The organism is Flectobacillus roseus (assembly GCF_030056595.1).
GTDB classification, from domain to species: Bacteria; Bacteroidota; Bacteroidia; order Cytophagales; family Spirosomataceae; genus Flectobacillus; species Flectobacillus roseus.
Genome location: NZ_JASHIF010000009.1, coordinates 235,960 through 253,392, shown reverse-complemented (window position 1 = coordinate 253,392; position 17,433 = coordinate 235,960). Strand labels below are relative to the sequence as shown.

15 protein-coding genes are annotated in these 17,433 nt (G+C 36.9%); 6 read left to right on the top strand and 9 right to left on the bottom strand.

Annotated features, from left to right (window positions below):
- Positions 1-48: 48 nt before the first annotated feature.
- From QM524_RS11985 to hisB, 3 genes are all read right to left on the bottom strand, one after another.
- Complete coding sequence (locus QM524_RS11985) at positions 49-846, bottom strand: hypothetical protein (protein WP_283344778.1); 798 nt, start codon at positions 844-846, stop codon at positions 49-51.
- Between the two features lie 119 nt (positions 847-965).
- Positions 966-1,523, bottom strand: a complete 558-nt coding sequence (locus tag QM524_RS11980; protein WP_283344777.1) for a hypothetical protein — start codon at positions 1,521-1,523, stop codon at positions 966-968.
- Between the two features lie 791 nt (positions 1,524-2,314).
- Positions 2,315-3,436: a bifunctional histidinol-phosphatase/imidazoleglycerol-phosphate dehydratase HisB gene (gene hisB / locus QM524_RS11975; protein WP_283344776.1), complete on the bottom strand. Its 1,122-nt coding sequence runs from the start codon at positions 3,434-3,436 to the stop codon at positions 2,315-2,317.
- A 324-nt stretch (positions 3,437-3,760) separates the two neighbouring features.
- Here hisB and QM524_RS11970 point away from each other — a divergent pair, with 324 nt between their 5' ends.
- Positions 3,761-5,140, top strand: coding sequence for a DUF937 domain-containing protein (locus QM524_RS11970; protein ID WP_283344775.1), 1,380 nt, complete (start codon positions 3,761-3,763; stop codon positions 5,138-5,140).
- Between the two features lie 250 nt (positions 5,141-5,390).
- Here the strand turns inward: QM524_RS11970 and accC are convergent, their stop codons facing one another.
- The gene (accC, locus tag QM524_RS11965; RefSeq protein ID WP_283344774.1) at positions 5,391-6,896 is read right to left on the bottom strand and encodes an acetyl-CoA carboxylase biotin carboxylase subunit; all 1,506 of its coding nucleotides are present in this window, start codon (positions 6,894-6,896) and stop codon (positions 5,391-5,393) included.
- Positions 6,897-7,181: 285 nt separating this feature from the next.
- The gene (locus QM524_RS11960; RefSeq protein WP_095162441.1) at positions 7,182-7,544 is read right to left on the bottom strand and encodes a hypothetical protein; all 363 of its coding nucleotides are present in this window, start codon (positions 7,542-7,544) and stop codon (positions 7,182-7,184) included.
- Positions 7,545-7,871: 327 nt separating this feature from the next.
- On the opposite strand from QM524_RS11960, the gene QM524_RS11955 reads away from it, so the two are divergent.
- Together QM524_RS11955 and QM524_RS11950 are read left to right on the top strand one after the other, a co-directional pair.
- Positions 7,872-9,140 carry an aminotransferase class I/II-fold pyridoxal phosphate-dependent enzyme gene (locus QM524_RS11955; protein WP_095162443.1) on the top strand — a complete coding sequence of 423 codons (1,269 nt, stop codon included), beginning with the start codon at positions 7,872-7,874 and terminating at the stop codon, positions 9,138-9,140.
- Positions 9,141-9,292: 152 nt separating this feature from the next.
- Positions 9,293-9,472, top strand: a complete 180-nt coding sequence (locus QM524_RS11950) for a histone H1 (RefSeq protein WP_095162445.1) — start codon at positions 9,293-9,295, stop codon at positions 9,470-9,472.
- Positions 9,473-9,567: 95 nt separating this feature from the next.
- Here the strand turns inward: QM524_RS11950 and QM524_RS11945 are convergent, their stop codons facing one another.
- Both QM524_RS11945 and QM524_RS11940 read right to left on the bottom strand, forming a co-directional pair.
- Entirely contained in the window at positions 9,568-10,023 is a 456-nt protein-coding gene (locus QM524_RS11945; protein WP_388045732.1) for a MaoC family dehydratase, read from the bottom strand.
- Between the two features lie 392 nt (positions 10,024-10,415).
- Positions 10,416-10,850 (bottom strand): YybH family protein, encoded by a 435-nt coding sequence (locus QM524_RS11940; RefSeq protein ID WP_095162447.1) that lies wholly within the window; start codon positions 10,848-10,850, stop codon positions 10,416-10,418.
- 348 nt (positions 10,851-11,198) lie between these two features.
- Between QM524_RS11940 and QM524_RS11935 the strand changes: the two genes are divergently transcribed.
- The 3 genes from QM524_RS11935 to QM524_RS11925 are packed head-to-tail and all read left to right on the top strand — an operon-like array spanning position 11,199 to position 13,605.
- Positions 11,199-12,071 carry a diacylglycerol/lipid kinase family protein gene (locus QM524_RS11935; protein ID WP_283344773.1) on the top strand — a complete coding sequence of 291 codons (873 nt, stop codon included), beginning with the start codon at positions 11,199-11,201 and terminating at the stop codon, positions 12,069-12,071.
- A gap of 32 nt (positions 12,072-12,103) precedes the next feature.
- Entirely contained in the window at positions 12,104-13,246 is a 1,143-nt protein-coding gene (locus QM524_RS11930) for a PDDEXK nuclease domain-containing protein (protein WP_283344772.1), read from the top strand.
- A 20-nt stretch (positions 13,247-13,266) separates the two neighbouring features.
- A complete protein-coding gene (locus QM524_RS11925) occupies positions 13,267-13,605 on the top strand; it encodes a translation initiation factor (RefSeq protein WP_283344771.1) in 339 nt (112 codons plus the stop codon).
- Between the two features lie 106 nt (positions 13,606-13,711).
- Here the strand turns inward: QM524_RS11925 and scpA are convergent, their stop codons facing one another.
- Positions 13,712-15,835 carry a methylmalonyl-CoA mutase gene (scpA, locus tag QM524_RS11920; RefSeq protein WP_388045737.1) on the bottom strand — a complete coding sequence of 708 codons (2,124 nt, stop codon included), beginning with the start codon at positions 15,833-15,835 and terminating at the stop codon, positions 13,712-13,714.
- Between the two features lie 60 nt (positions 15,836-15,895).
- Complete coding sequence (locus tag QM524_RS11915) at positions 15,896-17,284, bottom strand: methylmalonyl-CoA mutase family protein (protein WP_283344769.1); 1,389 nt, start codon at positions 17,282-17,284, stop codon at positions 15,896-15,898.
- Positions 17,285-17,433: the final 149 nt, after the last annotated feature.

The window sequence follows — 17,433 nt, the reverse complement described above, 5'->3', positions numbered from 1 at the left end:
TTGGGGATAATATGTACTTGAGGGAACACATTGTCAACCTAGGCTACTTTACTCGATAGATAGTTCAAGATTGGAGGCAAATAAATCTGTGCCGTTATCGGCAATCAAAATTCCTTCGTACTTTCCTTTCGGGAGTCCTACAATATCTACTTCGAAGGTATTGCATTTGTCTTGGTAAATTCTTCTAGACAAACTTTCAAATACCTTTATTTTTTCACCTTTGTCATTATAAATCTCTAATGAAACCTTTGTTTTAGCTGAAAAGCGTCCTTCATTTTTGAGTGAGACAATTACCTGACTATTTGAAGCCTGCTGTTTTTTAGCATTATAGCGAACATCCAAGAAAGATAATTTCGGGCTTTCAAAGGCACCTTTGTTCGCAATAACCTGAATAGCGTATCTCACCTTTGAGTTGATACTTACCCCCGAAGGGTCGTTACTAGTAATAGGGTCGGCAGCCTCAATCATGATAACCGACCAGTAACTTCCATTTGGAGAGCTTTGTGGCAATGCTACCGAATAGGGCAAATCAAATTCTTCTTTAGGCGCGAGTATTTTCTCAGATAATGGCGTTGTGAGATAACGTGCTAACGAATACGAGTGTGTTGGTGTGTTGGCAAAATTAGATTCCTGACCACAAGCAAGTAAATACTCTTGTTTATAAAATAGCACTTTCATAGGAGTCTCGGCATCATTTTTTAGTTTTATGACTCCTTTTACTTGAGCAGATTCTCCCAAAATGGCGTGTTCATGGGTAAGTCCGTTCAAAATTAAAATATTTGAAAATCCAGTTATGGAAGAGAAAATAATCGCCCAGCACAAAGCCCACTTAATGAGTTGATTCATAAGCTAAATAAATTAATATGGGTACGGAAAATCAACCGTATCCTAAAGTATAAGCTATGACCTAACAAGCTTCTTTTCTTTAAGATACGGTAATTGAATGTCAAAGAGTTTAGATACTTTTAATTGTCAGCTAAAGTATATGTTACTGTAATACTTGACGTTCCAGAACGAAGGTTTTGGTACGCCGAAGCACTAGTCGTAGCAATGCTATACGTCAAATTACTACCATCTGTAGATCCTGTTCCTGTTGCACAACTTGTGATACCAGTAATAATGTCGGCAGCAGTAGTACCCAACGAAGAGATTGTACTGCCTGTACCGCCAGCACCTTGCAAATTGGTTGCACCAGGGTTTGCTGCGGTTACCGCAATCGTCAAACCTGCTACCGTAGCAGAAGCTTGTACTGAAATTTTACGACCAGTTGCAGAAGCAGTCATAATCGAACTATACTGCAAATACAGAGAAGTATTATTAGTAGGGGCTACAATGGGATCTCCAGCGGTGCTTGGCGATGTAAAATTCATGGTGATATTTTTGCTGGCAGTCGGTGCAATTCTTAGCATTGTAACTGCTGGAATCGTAATGCCTATGGTATGTGAGTCGGTTTGGCCAACGACTTCGATTTTAGAAAGCAAGAAAAGTACTAAAGCGGATAAGAAGAAAACACGTTGTTTCATGGCTACTTGGTTTTAAATTGTGAAAAATCATTTGCTTGACGGCGCTTTAAACTTGAGACATTTACAGCTAGGCGTAGTAAGTGCTATAATGCGGTTTAAATGACTTTATTGAGGTGGGAGAGATAGTATGGAGACGGTTAAATAAATATTTGAGTTTAATAATCAGCATAGTTTTAAATAGGTAAAATAATCGTATTGTCTTGAATTTAAAGAAGTTAATATGAAATTACAAGCAGTAATTATGCCAATTACCTATTTGAAAACCTTGAATTACACGAACGCAGTAGTATTGAAATGGGCTTTCAAATGGAAAAACAATCACAAGAAAAGAATGTGGACTTGTAGATGATTAAATTGCTGATATTTAAGTAATTGCGAATTGCGTATTTTTGAGTGAATAGAGGAAATGTAAAGAAGTTGAAATGTATTTTTCGGGACGAACGACGTATAGAGTCGAAAAAGTGTAGTTGAGAATAGTAGCTATACAAAAAAAGAGAACTGCTTTAGTTCTCTTTTTTTGTACTTGACATCTTATTTGCCTCTTTCGTTATAGATTTTTTGTAGTTTCGAACCTACAACTGCTGCTAGCACAAAAAGAACGATAAAGAATAAAGCTCCTGAAACACCCATGGTATTTATATTTTAGATTTATGAAAATGAACAGTCAGTTTTGATGCCACAAAGATAAAATTCAAAACCGAAAGATTCATATATTAACTGCTAAACTTTGGGTAGTTTTTTGTTAAGTCAATAAAAACAAAGTTATCCGAACGGATATTTTATGAATCTAACTATAAAACTCCTTTAGTTGATGGAAGAATATCCAAGTCCTTAATTTCTCTTTTAGTTGCCATTTTGATGGCTTTAGCAAAGGCTTTGAAGGTAGCTTCGATTTTGTGATGCTCATTGTCTGCTTCTGCTTTGATATTCAGATTACACTTAGCAGTATCAGTAAATGATTTAAAGAAATGGAAGAACATTTCTGTTGGAACGTCACCAATTTTCTCGCGAGAATATTTTGCATCCCATACCATCCAGTTACGTCCAGAGAAGTCGATCGCAGCGTGTACGAGCGCTTCGTCCATTGGTAATAAGAAATAACCATAACGAGCAATTCCTTTTTTGTCACCCAAAGCTTTCAAGTAAGCTTCGCCAAGGGCAAGTGCTGTATCTTCAACAGTATGGTGCTCGTCGATATGTAAATCACCTACAACTTTTACCTTTAAATCTGCACCAGAGTGTTTTGCCAACTGATCAAGCATATGGTCAAAAAAGCCTAAGCCTGTTTCGATTTGTGATTTTCCTTTACCATCTAGGTTCAATTCAACCCAAATTTGAGTTTCTTTTGTGATACGCTCAACCGACGCTTTACGTTCAGGTAAACGTAAAAACTCATAAATGGCATCCCAATCAGCCGAAATCAAAGCTGTAGCTTCTGTATGTTCTGGTTGCTCAATGGCTTTTTCTCCTAAATAAATAGCTTTTGCTCCAAGATTAATCGCCAATTGAATATCTGTCAAGCGGTCTCCCAATACATAAGAATTTGCCAAATCGTATTGAGTACTATCAAAATACTTAGTCAACATTCCCGTCGAAGGCTTGCGAGTAGGCGCATTTTCATGTTCGAATGTACGGTCGATATGTACGTCTGCAAAAATGATGTTTTCACCTGCAAGGGTATCCATCATTTTGTTGTGAGCAGGCCAAAACGTATCCTCTGGGAAAGAATCGGTTCCTAAACCATCTTGATTGGTCACCATAACTAATTCATAGTCGGTTTCCTCAGCAATTTTGCGAAGATTAGAGATGGCTTTAGGTAAAAAAGCTAATTTTTCTAATGAATCAACTTGAAAATCAACAGGAGGTTCTTGAATGATAGTACCGTCACGGTCGATAAATAAAACTTTTTTCATTGTTTTTGTGATTACGTCTGAGGATAGCATTTTTGGAGGTAAAATTTGAGCTATCCTTTTTGTATGGAGTCACAAAGTTAAGGTTCATGTTTTGGTAATTAAATTTTTTTAGAAGAATTTCATTTTTTTAACATCTATTTTGCATTAAACAAGTCAACAAGGGCGTTGATAAAATGATTTGATAAGATATTGGGAAATATGCGCCAAATATCAAGGAAGGATTGTATTTTTGAGCAAAAAAATGGAGTTGTTATGTACCTTAACATACAAACAGTGCCTATTGCTTATCTAAAATCTCGATAGAATAATCTTAAAACATTTGATATGAATTTAATTGTAGAGTTGAAAGAGTTATTAGGAGGGGACATCAGTGTAAAAGCTGCCTCGCTAGTAGGTGAAAAAGAAGACAAAGTAAAGTTGGCGATAGAGGGGCTTGTACCAACCATTATTGGTGGTATCATGAAAAGAGCAACGAATGAGGCTGGCGCTACTACGCTTATGAATGTAATCCAAAAAGGAGGTCACGATGGGGCTATTCTTTCTGAAATTTCAAGTGTTGTACAAGATCGTGAAAGTTTTGCCAAAGTTGTTGAGAAAGGCCATAGTTTGGTAAGCATGTTGCTACCTGATAAGAAAAGCTCAATCGCAACCTTGATTTCACAGTTTGCAGGTGTTCGTAATTCTACGGCTACTTCATTATTAGCTTTTGTGATGCCTGTGGTTATTGGCAGATTAGGCAAAATTGTTGCGAATCAAAATGCAGATAAGAGTACTCTAGCCAACAATGTACTCGAATTGAAGAGTTATCTATTAGGTGAAACACCAGAAAATCTTCAAGTAAAAATGATTGATGTGCTAGGTTTGGCAACATTCATGAGCCAAGAGTTAAAACCTGTACAGTTTGCGTCAGGTGCTCCTTTGCGTTCTCCGGGTGTTCCTGCTCCAACAGCTCCTAAAATCTCTGATGATAGAGATAAGGTTGTTACTTATTCTAGCAAAAATTATGATTCGGAGGACGAAGAACGTCAACCTCTTCCAAAATGGGTTTTCCCTGCCAGTATTATAGCTTTGGTGGTAGCGGTTGCGGCCTATTTCTTAGTGAATTATGACTGGCAATCAACATTTGCCAGTACTGCTGATGAAGTAGATAGCACTCAGGTGGAACAAGTAACAGGTGCTGAAATTGACACAACGGCTTTGCCTAAGGATACAGCTGTAGCAAAAATTGATTCATCAAACACTGCTGCTGAAGTTAAATTGACTGGAATTGCATTGCCTAATGGTCAAACTATCGAAACACTACCGGGGTCATTTGTAGAGCGCTTTACCAAATATGTAGCAGATACCGCAAGTCGTCCATCTCAGGTATTTACTTTAGAAAATGTAGCTTTTGAAGGAAACACTGCCACACTCGTGACTGGAGGAGAGAAGAACGTTCAAGATTTGGCAAAAATTATGACAGCTTTTCCAAAGGTTCAAGTAAAAATCACTAGTCATACTGATAACGCTGGGGATACTCTACAAAATAAGAAATTATCTCTTAAACGTGCTTTTGCTATTCGTAATATGTTGGTTACGAACGGCATTAGTGCTATCCGTATCGACTTTGATGGCAAAGGTCCATTTGTTCCTGTGGCATCAAATACCACTGAAGAAGGTAAAGCAAAAAACAGAAGAATTGAGGTGAAAGTAGTGAAGAAATAGTATGCTTACCTAATTGAGTGATTGGAGATTGAGTGCAAGAGTGATTAGGTTAAAATTGGTATACTCAAGTTGAGACGAAGTATTTAGTGTCTAAAGCTAAGTAAAACTAAAAAGGGTTCGAAAATTATTTTTCGAACCCTTTTTAGTTTTACTACAATACTGGATGACTTATATGGTGAAATAATATATTCTTTCTCAACGGGTAAAAAATAATCGCTCAATCACTCAATCAAAACTCACTCAATAAGCACTATCTCATAGCAGTACGATTGGCTTTCCATTGACTTTTAACCAATTGACCACCAGTACTTTCTTGACTTGGCGCTGCTTTTTTATGAAGAATCAAATGTGCTGCCAATGCTGCTGCAATAGCTTCTTCATCTGCATCTGGCGCAGTATCCAAAACCTCAGGAGTATAATAAAGACTGATAAAACGTGTATCGAATTGACCAGAAAGAAACGCTTCATGACGCAATACAAATTTGCAGAAAGGAAGGGTAGTTTGAATACCTGTGATTTGATATTCATCGATCGCACGAATCATTTTGTCTATAGCCTCATTGCGGTCTTTTCCGTAAGTAATCAACTTAGCAATCATTGGGTCATAATAGATAGGAATAGCCATTCCCTGTTCCATGCCATCGTCTACACGTACACCGTTTCCTTGTGGGCGTACATAGGTTGTCAGAGTACCCACATCTGGTAAAAAGTTATTGCGAGGATCTTCTGCACAAACTCTACATTCAACGGCATGACCATTAATTGTTAGATCTTCTTGTTTGAACGAAATAGGATGTCCTTCAGCAATCAAAATCATTTCTTTTACTAAATCTACGCCTGTAATTTGTTCTGTCACAGGGTGTTCTACCTGTAGGCGAGTATTCATTTCTAAGAAATAGAAATCTAACTTTTCATCTACAATAAATTCTACTGTACCTGCGCCATAGTAATTACAAGCACGAGCTACATCCACTGCACATTGCCCCATAGCTGCACGAATTTCGGGTGTTAATACAGCTGAAGGTGCTTCTTCTACTACTTTTTGGTGACGACGTTGCACTGAACATTCTCTTTCAAAAAGGTGAACAATATTGCCATGCTTATCGCCTAATACTTGAATCTCGATATGTTTAGGTGAAGTGATATATTTTTCTACGAAAACAGCACCATTTCCAAAAGAAGCAATGGCTTCGGAAACTGCACGGTCCATTTGTTCGTCAAACTCTTCTTCATTTTCTACCACACGCATACCCTTACCGCCACCACCAGCAGATGCCTTGATGAGGACTGGATAACCAATGTCTTTCGATTTTTGCTTAGCAACTTCACGGTCGGTCACGGCATCAGGTGTGCCTGGGACCATGGGAATATTATATTTAGCAACAGCGTGTTTTGAAGAAAGTTTGTCACCCATCACCTCAATACTCTCAGGCGACGGACCAATAAAAATGATGCCTGCATCTGTTACTTTTTTACAAAAGGCTGCATTTTCAGACAAGAATCCATAACCTGGGTGAATAGCGTCAACGTTCAAATCTTGACAAATTTGAATGATTTTATCACCTAATAGATACGATTGATTGGATGGGGGAGGCCCTACACAAACAGCTTCATCTGCAAATTTTACATGTGGTGCCAAACGATCGGCCTCCGAATAGATAGCAACAGTTTTGATACCCATTTCACGAGCAGTACGCATCACACGCAAAGCAATTTCGCCACGGTTGGCAACGAGGAGCTTATGAATTTTTTTCATTGATTGGTTTCTTCGATTTTGTTTTGTTGTTACTAATGTATTAATGCAGAATGATAAGTTGAGAATATAATTTTTTAATTATCAGTGTTTTATATTTAAAATAGATTAAATTTTATCTTACTTTATTACGCATTAGACTGTAAGATGTAGGCATTTGACATATTCCATGAGAAACCGTTTTCAACTTCATTTTACGGGATAATGCCTACAACTTAAAGCGGGTAAAATTCATTTTATCCACTAATTGATACTTTCGTCATTTTTATAAATGTCTTATTTTTCAACCTAAATATTCTGAGGAGGCTCAAATAAGGACTTTAATGTTTCGAGCATTGCAATAATATCATGAACAATATTGCGTGCCTTTTTCATAACTTGAGCATGTTGTTTTTCTAATGATTTTTCATCAAAAAAACGCCATAAATATAGCAAATCATCAAACTGATAAGCGAAATCATCAATTCGATAAAGCGTAAATCTATCCTCCTTTTCGTAGGCTTTGTAGATGGCCAAATAGAAGGCGCCATCCTTCAAAACACTTTTAACCATATTCTGGCTAAAATCCTGCGGTAACTCCTGATTATCAACCAAAAAGTCTAGGATAGTGCTTTGGTCTTCGCAAATGGTAAGTTTACTATTTAGACTCATGGCTCATTTGGATTTTTCAAAGATGGATTCAACTTGAAATCTTACAATTGAAAAAGTGCTGCCTTTACCCAATTTTGATACAAGATATAAAACGAATCGATAAATATGTATTTAGCGAAAAAAGTTCTTGAAATATTGCAAGTAATAACCAAATGAAGTCTTGTTATTCTTTGTTTAATACAATATTTGGCAGTTAAAAAATAAAGAATTAACTTTGAGATTATTTTAAGATTTTCACTGCACATATTCCGCTAATATATTAGACAGAAAAACTTGTTGCTTTGAAAATAATTGACACTATTCATAAATCTAAAACGCAGATATAAAGTGGATATTTTTGAGAAAGTCGTAAACAACATGGGGCCGCTAGGTTCTTACCACAAAATTGGCCACCACTATTTTTCATTCCCTAAATTGACTGGCGAATTAGGCCCTTATATGAACTTCAATGGCAAGCGTATGCTTAACTGGTCATTGAACAACTACCTTGGTTTAGCTAACCATCCAGAAGTTCGTGAGGCAGATGCACAAGCTTCTGCTGACTATGGTTTGGCTTATCCAATGGGTGCTCGTATGATGTCGGGTAACTCTGATTTGCATGAGGAGTTTGAGCGTCAATTAGCTGAATTTGTAGGTAAAGAGGATGCTTTCTTGTTGAATTACGGCTATCAAGGTGTAATGTCTATTATTGAATGTATGGTTGACCACCGTGACATTATTGTTTACGATGCAGAATGCCATGCTTGTTTGATTGATGGTATCCGTTTGCACAAAGCTAAAATGGGTGCTTACTATAAGTTCAATCACAACGATATGGGCTCATTGCGTAAAAACCTTGAGCGTGCTACTAAGAAGGTTGCAGAAACTGGCGGTGGTATCTTAGTAATTACAGAAGGTGTGTTTGGTATGTCTGGTAAAGTAGGTTCTTTGGACGAAATCGTTGCATTGAAAAGCGATTTCAACTTCAGAATTTTAGTAGATGATGCTCATGGTTTTGGTACAATGGGTGAAAATGGTCGTGGTGTTCACGAACATTTGAACTGTATCGAAGGTATTGATTTGTACTTCTCAACATTTGCAAAATCAATGGCCGCAATTGGTGGTTTTGTAGCTGCTCCGAAAGACATTATTATGTTCTTGAAATATAATATGCGTTCTCAAACTTATGCAAAAGCACTTCCTATGCCATATGTAATTGGCGGTATGAAGCGTTTGGAGTTGATTAAGAAACATCCAGAGTTGCGTGAGAAATTATGGGAAAACGTACGTGCTTTACAAGATGGTTTCCGTAAAAGAGGTTTTGACATTGGTGATACTACATCTCCTGTTACTCCAGTATTTTTGCACGGTGAATACGATGTACTTACAGCAACGTCTTTGATTAAGGATTTGCGTGAAAATATGGGTATCTTCTGTTCAATCGTAGTATATCCTGTAGTACCAAAAGGACAGATTATGTTGCGTATTATTCCTACTTCAGCACACTCGTTGGAGGACGTTGAGTACACAATGAACCAGTTTGAAATTGTACAAAAAAGATTGGCTGATGGCTTCTATAAAGCACAAGCTGAGCAGTTTAAATCAGTATTAGCATAATTTTAATACGATTTTGTGCTTTTTTCATGCTTTTTTTGATAAAAGAATTTGCATCATGTTGGAAATTGACTATATTTCGGTCGTAAAAAATGCCTACAGGCTTCATATGAGGCTTTTTTAACCATTTATCCAACCTAAATCCAATTACAAATATGAGCAGATTCTCAGAAGTAAAAGACTTGATTTTGTCATTAGAGGGTGACTTCGAAAAGTTCTATGAAAAAGGCAATCAAGCTGCTGGAACTCGTGTAAGAGGTGGCATGCAAGCATTAAAAACTTTGGCTCAAGAGATTCGTACTGAAATCCAAAACAAGAAAAACCAAAGTGAATAATTCAGGCAAATAAAAAAGGCTAGCAATTTCGATTGCTAGCCTTTTGCTTTTATAACATCTTTGGAAAGACAGATCTTATCTTATGCTGACACTTATTAGAACTGTTCTGCATTCATAATCGTAGCCATACCATCTGTAGTTTTTTTGTTGGTAGTAACATCGAATATTTCACATTTGACTTCCGCAATGTGTTTCTTCTCATCAATATTTACTACGGTAAACACTGCTTCATAATCCGTGTCGACAAACATTGGGCGCTTAAATTCAGAAACTTGTTTTAAATAAACACTTCCGAAACCAGGAAATTCCGTACCCATTACTTTAGAAAAAATACTCGAAGCTAATGCGCCATGAATAATTGGGCGCTTGAATGGGGTATTAGCTGCAAATTCAGCATCTAAATGAAGTGGGTTGTGGTCACCAGATACTTTTGCAAATAAAATTACGTCATCTTGTGTGAATGAAAACTTATGACGGTGTACTGTATTGAGTGCAATCATGAATGAAAAGATTTTTTGAATGAAATAGTGCCCATTTAATGGTCGCTTCATTTCTTAATTTTATGCAAATATACTTCTAGTATTTTGATTTTAGTAACAATAAACAATTGCTTACAGGTAATCTCTTTGCGGATTCAACTCAAAGGTTTTACTATTAAGTAATCGTGCAGAATAAGATTTAAGTTTTTTGTTGAAGGCATAAGGCAACAGGCACAAGGCAAAGAGTGTTAAAATGTTTTTTAGTAACGATGGATATATTTTTTGCCGATTGCCGAGAGCTGAAAGCCGTAAGCTCAAAAATTTAAGATTGTTCTTTGGGCTTTCAGGTAACGGCTTTCGGCGGTGGGCTTGGGGTAAAATGCATGTCTGTGGTCGTTAAAATATTTTTTAGTAACGATAGATATATTTTTGCTGAAAGCTGATACCTGAAAGCCGAAAGCTCCCTACGATGAGTGATCTGCAATGATGACCCATTCCCCTTTAATTTTTTGCCATGTTAGGGTAAAATGCCCACCAATATCACCCTTTTCTGGACGAGTCAAGGCCCATTTTCCTACTAATAAGCAATTTTTGGGTCCTAGAAAATTTACCTTAATGATGGTGAACTTAAGCGTCCCCATGCTGGCTTTGTCAGGATAGTTTTTCTGATAGCTTGCCAAGGTTTTTTGATAACCGTACGTAACACCACTTTTACCGATATACATCAAAGAGTCGGATTCCCAATAGCCTTTCATAAAAGCAACCACATCGCCACGATTCCAAGCTTGGTTTTGTTTGTCTAAGATTTCTAGAATTTTTTGACGGTCTTGATTAGTTTGTGAGAAACTGATAAAACCGCATAAGCAAAATAATACGGAAAAGATGAAGCCTTTTGTCATGTGAAATAGATAAAATTAGGGTGCTAAATATGAGATTTATCCAAATAGATAGAATACATCCCTCCAAAATTTTGTAGTTTTGAATTCTTATCAATTCAGCTCAAATAAAGATAATTATTTTTATGAAATTCAAAGAATTTGTAGATAAATATAAAGACTACTATTTGGTAGATGGCCTTATGTATCTTTCTTTTATTATAATGATTATCTTGATGTTTGTGTTTTTCAGTTAGTACCTGCGTTTCGCAACTCAACCATAGAAATACGCTTCCAACAGATTTTGGGTGATTGATTAAAACACTTATAAATTATAGATCGGGCGTATGTCTCGTAAACTTACATAATAATATGATTTGGTTTGTTTTAAATCCTAAGTCTGGAACCACAACCCCAGCAAAGAGAAATAAAATAATTCAAGCTATCAACAAACAGGCAAATTGTAGATTAATCTTAACAGAATATGCAGGTCATGCAACCGAAATCGCTCAGCAAGCCGTCCAGCAAGGTATTAGCCGTGTTGTAGCAGTCGGTGGCGACGGTACAGTCAACGAGGTAGCTCGAGGGCTGGTGGGTTCGGACACTGCGCTTGGTATCATTCCAATTGGTTCTGGCAATGGCTTAGCTCGTCACCTGAATATACCGTTAAAAATTGATAAAGCGATTCAGTTTGCTATTCAGCAACCTACTGCCCAAATAGATGCTTGTTATTTGAATGAAATTCCCTTTTTCTGTACTGCAGGAGTTGGGTTTGATGCTTTTGTGGCAAATGAGTTTGCACAACAGGATTCAAGAGGATTGAAAACTTATGCTAAAATGTCTCTTAAGTCATTTCGAACCTACAAGCCTGAAGCTTATGTAATTTCGCACCAAGGAAAAGACTATGCAAAAATGGCTTTTTCCATCACGTTTGCCAACGCTACCCAGTACGGTAATAATGCCCTGATTTCTCCAAAATCTAAGATTGATGATGGTTTAATCGACTTAGTTATATTGAAGCCTTTCCCTTTTGGCGCGGCTCCAATTATTGGTGTACGTTTGTTTAGAGGAACATTACCTAACTCTCGTTACATTGATATGGAGGTTTCGGAAGACTATGTGCTCAAGTCAGAAAAGCCTTTATTGATTCACTTTGATGGCGAACCTTTACAGTTAGATACCAACGAGATTCGTGTATATATCAAACCAAAATCGCTAAAAGTAGTGGCTGGGGTAGTGGAGTAGAGTAATTTCATTTTAATAGATTCTTTAATAATATGAATTTTCAATCGTTAGTAGCCTCTATCCATAACACTAATAGATATTTACAGCAGCAGTCTATTAAGGCTGTTAATATTCATATTACGCTCCGAAATTGGCTTGTAGGCTTTTATATTGTAGAGTTTGAACAAAAAGGAGAAGATAGAGCCTCTTATGGGAGCCAGTTACTTCACAATTTAGCTGCTATCTTACAAATCAAAGGTCTTACTGCTCCTGAACTATCTAGGTGTAGGCAATTTTATCATACATATCCTCAGTTTAGTTTACTTTTACCAACTAGGATTTCTAATGTTTTTTCTATAAAACCAGAATCACCGATATTTGATTCTGAACTGGATTTCATTAAAAATGAAATTTTTGGGTTATCAACCCAAAAATCTGCAAACATAAAGGAAGAAAGAGAAATTGGGTATATAAAAGAAATATTTAGGACAATATCCTACACACATTTCACTGAGCTGATTAAAATTGAAGATGAAATAAAGAGACAATTTTACGAGCTATTAGTTTTAAAAACACAAGTTTCCGTAAAAGAGCTAAAGCGACAAATCGCAACGTTAACATACGAAAGATTAGGTTTTTCAGAGAATAAAGAAAAAGCATTTGAAGTCGTAAAAAACAAAATAACACCTCAAAATAGAGAAGATCTTGTCAAATCACATTATTTCTTTGAATTTCTAAATATTTCGCAACCACATCTTATTGAAGAAACTGAACTAGAGCAGGCGTTAATTGAACATTTGCAAATGTTTATGTTAGAATTGGGGATAGGATTTTGCTTTGAAGCTCGACAGAAAAGAATTTTAATAGGAGATGAATATTATTTCATAGATTTAGTATTCTATCATAGGATTTTAAAATGTCATGTTTTAATAGAATTAAAGACTGAAAGAGCAAAACATGAACATATTGGACAGCTCAAAACGTATTTGAATTATTATAAAAAAAATTTTCAGGATAGTAACGATAATCCTCCTGTAGGAATATTGTTGGTTACAGATCAAAATAAAGCATTGGTGGAATATGCAATTGCTGATACAGATAAAGATATTTTTGTCAGTAAGTATATATTACAGTTGCCCAATAAAGAAAAGTTGGAAAGCTTTGTTAATAATGAATTAAAAAAACTGGTACTCTAACTCAATAGGAATCATTTACCATGTCAAAAAATAAAAAAATACCATTAGGAGTTGTCTATTCTACAAATCCTGATTTTGAATATGAATTTGAGGAAAAAGAAGTGGCGGAAACACTTCCTCCTAATCAACAAAATTTAAAGGCTTTATTAGATAAAAAGGCTCGTGCAGGTAAACAAGTAACACTTATTACAGGGTTTGTTGGAAATGATGATGACTTGAATACTTTGGGTAAAAAACTTAAAAATCTTTGTGGGTGCGGAGGTTCTGTGAAAGATGGTGAAATCATCCTACAAGGTGATTTTAGAGAGAAGGTTGTCACTTGGCTAATACAACAGTGTTATAAGGCCAAAAAGGTATAAGAACTCTACTATTGAGTGAATGATGATTTAGTAAATTTCTTTATGAAATAATCACTCAACCACTAAATCACCATTCACTCAATTAGTAATGTCTCATAAAAATGAACTAGTCCATCAATTCTTTCAAAATCTTTTGTGCTGCAATTGATATAATGGTACCAGGACCAAAAACACCTTTCACACCTGATTCATACAAAAATGCATAATCTTGCGCAGGGATTACTCCTCCAGCAATTACCATAATATCTTCGCGACCGAGTTTTTTCAATTCATTGATAAGCTCAGGAACAAGCGTTTTGTGTCCTGCAGCCAAACTTGAGGCACCAACTACATGGACATCATTTTCGACGGCCTGTTTGGCAACTTCTTCTGGTGTTTGAAAAAGTGGGGTAATGTCCACATCAAAACCTAAATCGGCAAAACTTGTGGCAATTACTTTGGCACCACGGTCGTGACCGTCTTGTCCCATTTTGGCCACCATAATACGAGGTCGGCGACCTTCCAATTTGGCAAACTCGTCTGCCATTTCCTTTGCAATTCTGAAATTCTCGTCGTCTGTCACTTCTGATGAATATACGCCTGAAATTGAACGAATAATAGCTTTGTGGCGACCATATACTTTTTCTAGTGCCATGGATATTTCGCCAAGAGTGGCACGCTCGCGAGCGGCGTCTACTGCCAAAGCTAATAAGTTTCCTTGTTTGGTATTAGCGGCTTCAGTGATTTTTTCGAGTGCTTTTATTACTTTTTCATTATCACGAACAGCCTTTATTTGCTCTAATCTTTGTATCTGTGATAAACGTACTGCCTGATTATCTACCTCCAAAATCTCAATTGGGGTTTCTTCTGCCAATTTGTACTTATTTACCCCAACGATAATATCTTTTCCTGAATCTATTCTGGCTTGTTTGCGAGCCGCTGCTTCTTCGATACGCATTTTTGGCAAGCCTGTTTCGATTGCTTTTGCCATTCCCCCCAAACTTTCAACCTCTTCAATCAATGACCAAGCTTTTTTAGCCAATTCTTTGGTCAAATATTCTACATAATATGAACCTCCCCAAGGGTCAACGACACGCGTGATATTAGTTTCGTTTTGAATATACAATTGCGTGTTACGAGCAATACGAGCCGAAAAGTCCGTAGGAAGTGCAATCGCTTCGTCGAGCGAGTTGGTATGTAAACTTTGGGTATGTCCCAAAGCAGCAGCCATTGCTTCTACACAAGTACGAGTAACGTTGTTGAACGGGTCTTGCTCTGTCAATGACCACCCCGACGTTTGACAATGCGTACGCAAAGCCAAGGATTTATCGTTTTTGGGACTAAACTGTTTTACAATTTTTGCCCAAAGTAAACGACCAGCTCGCATTTTGGCAATTTCCATAAAATGGTTCATTCCAATAGCCCAGAAAAAGGATAGGCGAGGAGCAAAGTTGTCTACATCAAGACCCGCCGCAATACCCGTGCGAAGATATTCCAAACCATCAGCCAAGGTATATGCCAATTCCAAATCAGCGGTAGCACCTGCTTCTTGCATGTGATAGCCAGAAATAGAAATAGAATTGAATTTTGGCATCAATTGAGCGGTGTATTCAAAAATATCTGCAATGATTCTCATCGAAGGCTCTGGCGGATATATGTAGGTATTGCGCACCATGAATTCTTTGAGAATATCATTTTGAATAGTACCAGACAGTTTTTCAGAACCAACGCCTTGTTCTTCTGCTGCTACAATATAAAAAGCCATTATGGGCAATACTGCGCCATTCATGGTCATCGAAACCGACATTTGGTCTAATGGAATTTGGTCGAAAAGAATTTTCATGTCTTCAACCGAATCGATTGCCACCCCTGCTTTTCCAACATCGCCTGTTACACGTGGATGGTCTGAATCATAACCTCGGTGAGTAGCGAGGTCAAATGCTACCGAAAGTCCTTTTTGTCCTGCTGCCAAGTTACGTCTGTAAAAAGCATTGGATTCTTCAGCAGTTGAAAACCCTGCATATTGACGTACAGTCCAAGGTTGTTGGACATACATAGTCGAATATGGACCTCGAAGGTAAGGAGGCAAACCAGCCGCAAATCTCAAATGCTCGGCATCGTTGAGGTCAGCTTGGGTAAAATGTACTTTTACAGGGATTCCTTCAGGTGATTTCCAGAATTTAGGAGAACTAGAAGCAACACCCTTAGCTTTTCCTTCTTGTAATTGAATATTTGAAAGGTTTGGTTTCATAAAGTCATCAAACAAATTTTTGGTTTTATAGCTTTGTTTTGTTATTTCTCACTGAGACTATTACTGAGCTTCTACAACTTCTGATAATCTTAGGGCTTTTAATAATGGTCTTGTTGATGATGTTGTTTCTGTTGTTTCGTAAACAAAAGGTTTTTCATCAAATCTAAATTTGTTAACGCCAACCATAACACGTTTACCTGAAGTTGTTGCTTCCGTACGACTATTATGAGTTTGTGCAATCGTATTTTGAATGAATCCTTGCTCGAACGCTGCAATACTTCCACCTAACGAAGCCACCTCTTGCAGGAGGTCTAGTGCTTTTTGAGCTAATTCGAAAGTCAAATGCTCAATATAATAGCTTCCTGCTGATGGGTCATTTACTTTGTCAAGGTACGATTCTTCTTTCAAAATGGTTGAAATATTGCGAGCAATTCTTTTCCCAAAACTCTCTTCATTTTCGAAGGTCGAGTTATAAGCATGTAAAACTAGGGCGTTGGCACCACCAATAATAGCAGACATAGCCTCGGTTGTGGCACGAAGCATATTGGTATTGGGCGTTAAAGCAGCATCAAAATAGCTCGAAGTATGAGCGGTAATGATGGCTGGAAATTCATTTGTTTTGTCGAAATTGTATCCTTCAGACAACACTTTTTGCCATAAATATCTCATGGCTCTAATTTTGGCAATTTCAGTAAAGTAGTCTGTTCCAACGGCAACACTAAATTCAATTTTGTTCAAAATATCCTCCAAAGATAAACCAGCCTCTGTAAGTTGATCGATATATTCTAAGGCATTGGACAATGTAAAGGCAATTTCCTGTACGCTGTTTGCACCTGCATTATGGAATACTTCACCCGAAACTAGAAGAGCTTTAAAGTGAGGGTGGTTTTGTACTTTTCTAATAGATTGTGCTAGTTGGATTGTACTATCTTTTGATAACTCTCCAGTACTCATCCAAGTCGCTAAGTAGTCGTCTTCTACACCACCTTTCATTTGATAAGGAATCAAAGAAGCTAAGGTTTCGAGTAGTTGTAAACTTTGATTTTGAACTTTAAAAAAGACATAAATCTCCGAAAGCTTGATTTGATGTAAGAGTTTTTTGAAGTCGATAGTTGTAATATCTTTTCCTTCAAAATCAATTATCACGCTATCTGCTCCCCATTCGATAGCCTCTAGAATATGCTGATTTGTTGCTTTTTCGCTTGAAAAAATGATTTTCTCACGATTATGCCATGCGGCCATAGCCGTATTTTTTTGCGCACTTTGGATCAAATCTACAGGAATAGAAGATAAGTCTTCATGATTGTAATAAGGCTCAATATGCAAGTCGCCTTCGGCTTGCCAAATCAGCGTTTGATCAAAGTCTTTTCCTTTAAGGTCTTTGATTGCTTGATTTTTCCAAACCTCTTTAGAATGAGGTTGAAAGTCTTCAAAGAGTGATGCTGCCATATTGAAAATGGATTTCAAATAATTTAATTTTTCAAAGTTGAACAAATGTAATGTCTTAGATTTATCAAACCAAAAAATCTCCAAAACTTGATATTCAAAAGGATTTTATTGTATTTTTTATAGAACAAAACTATAGTAGATATCGCTAC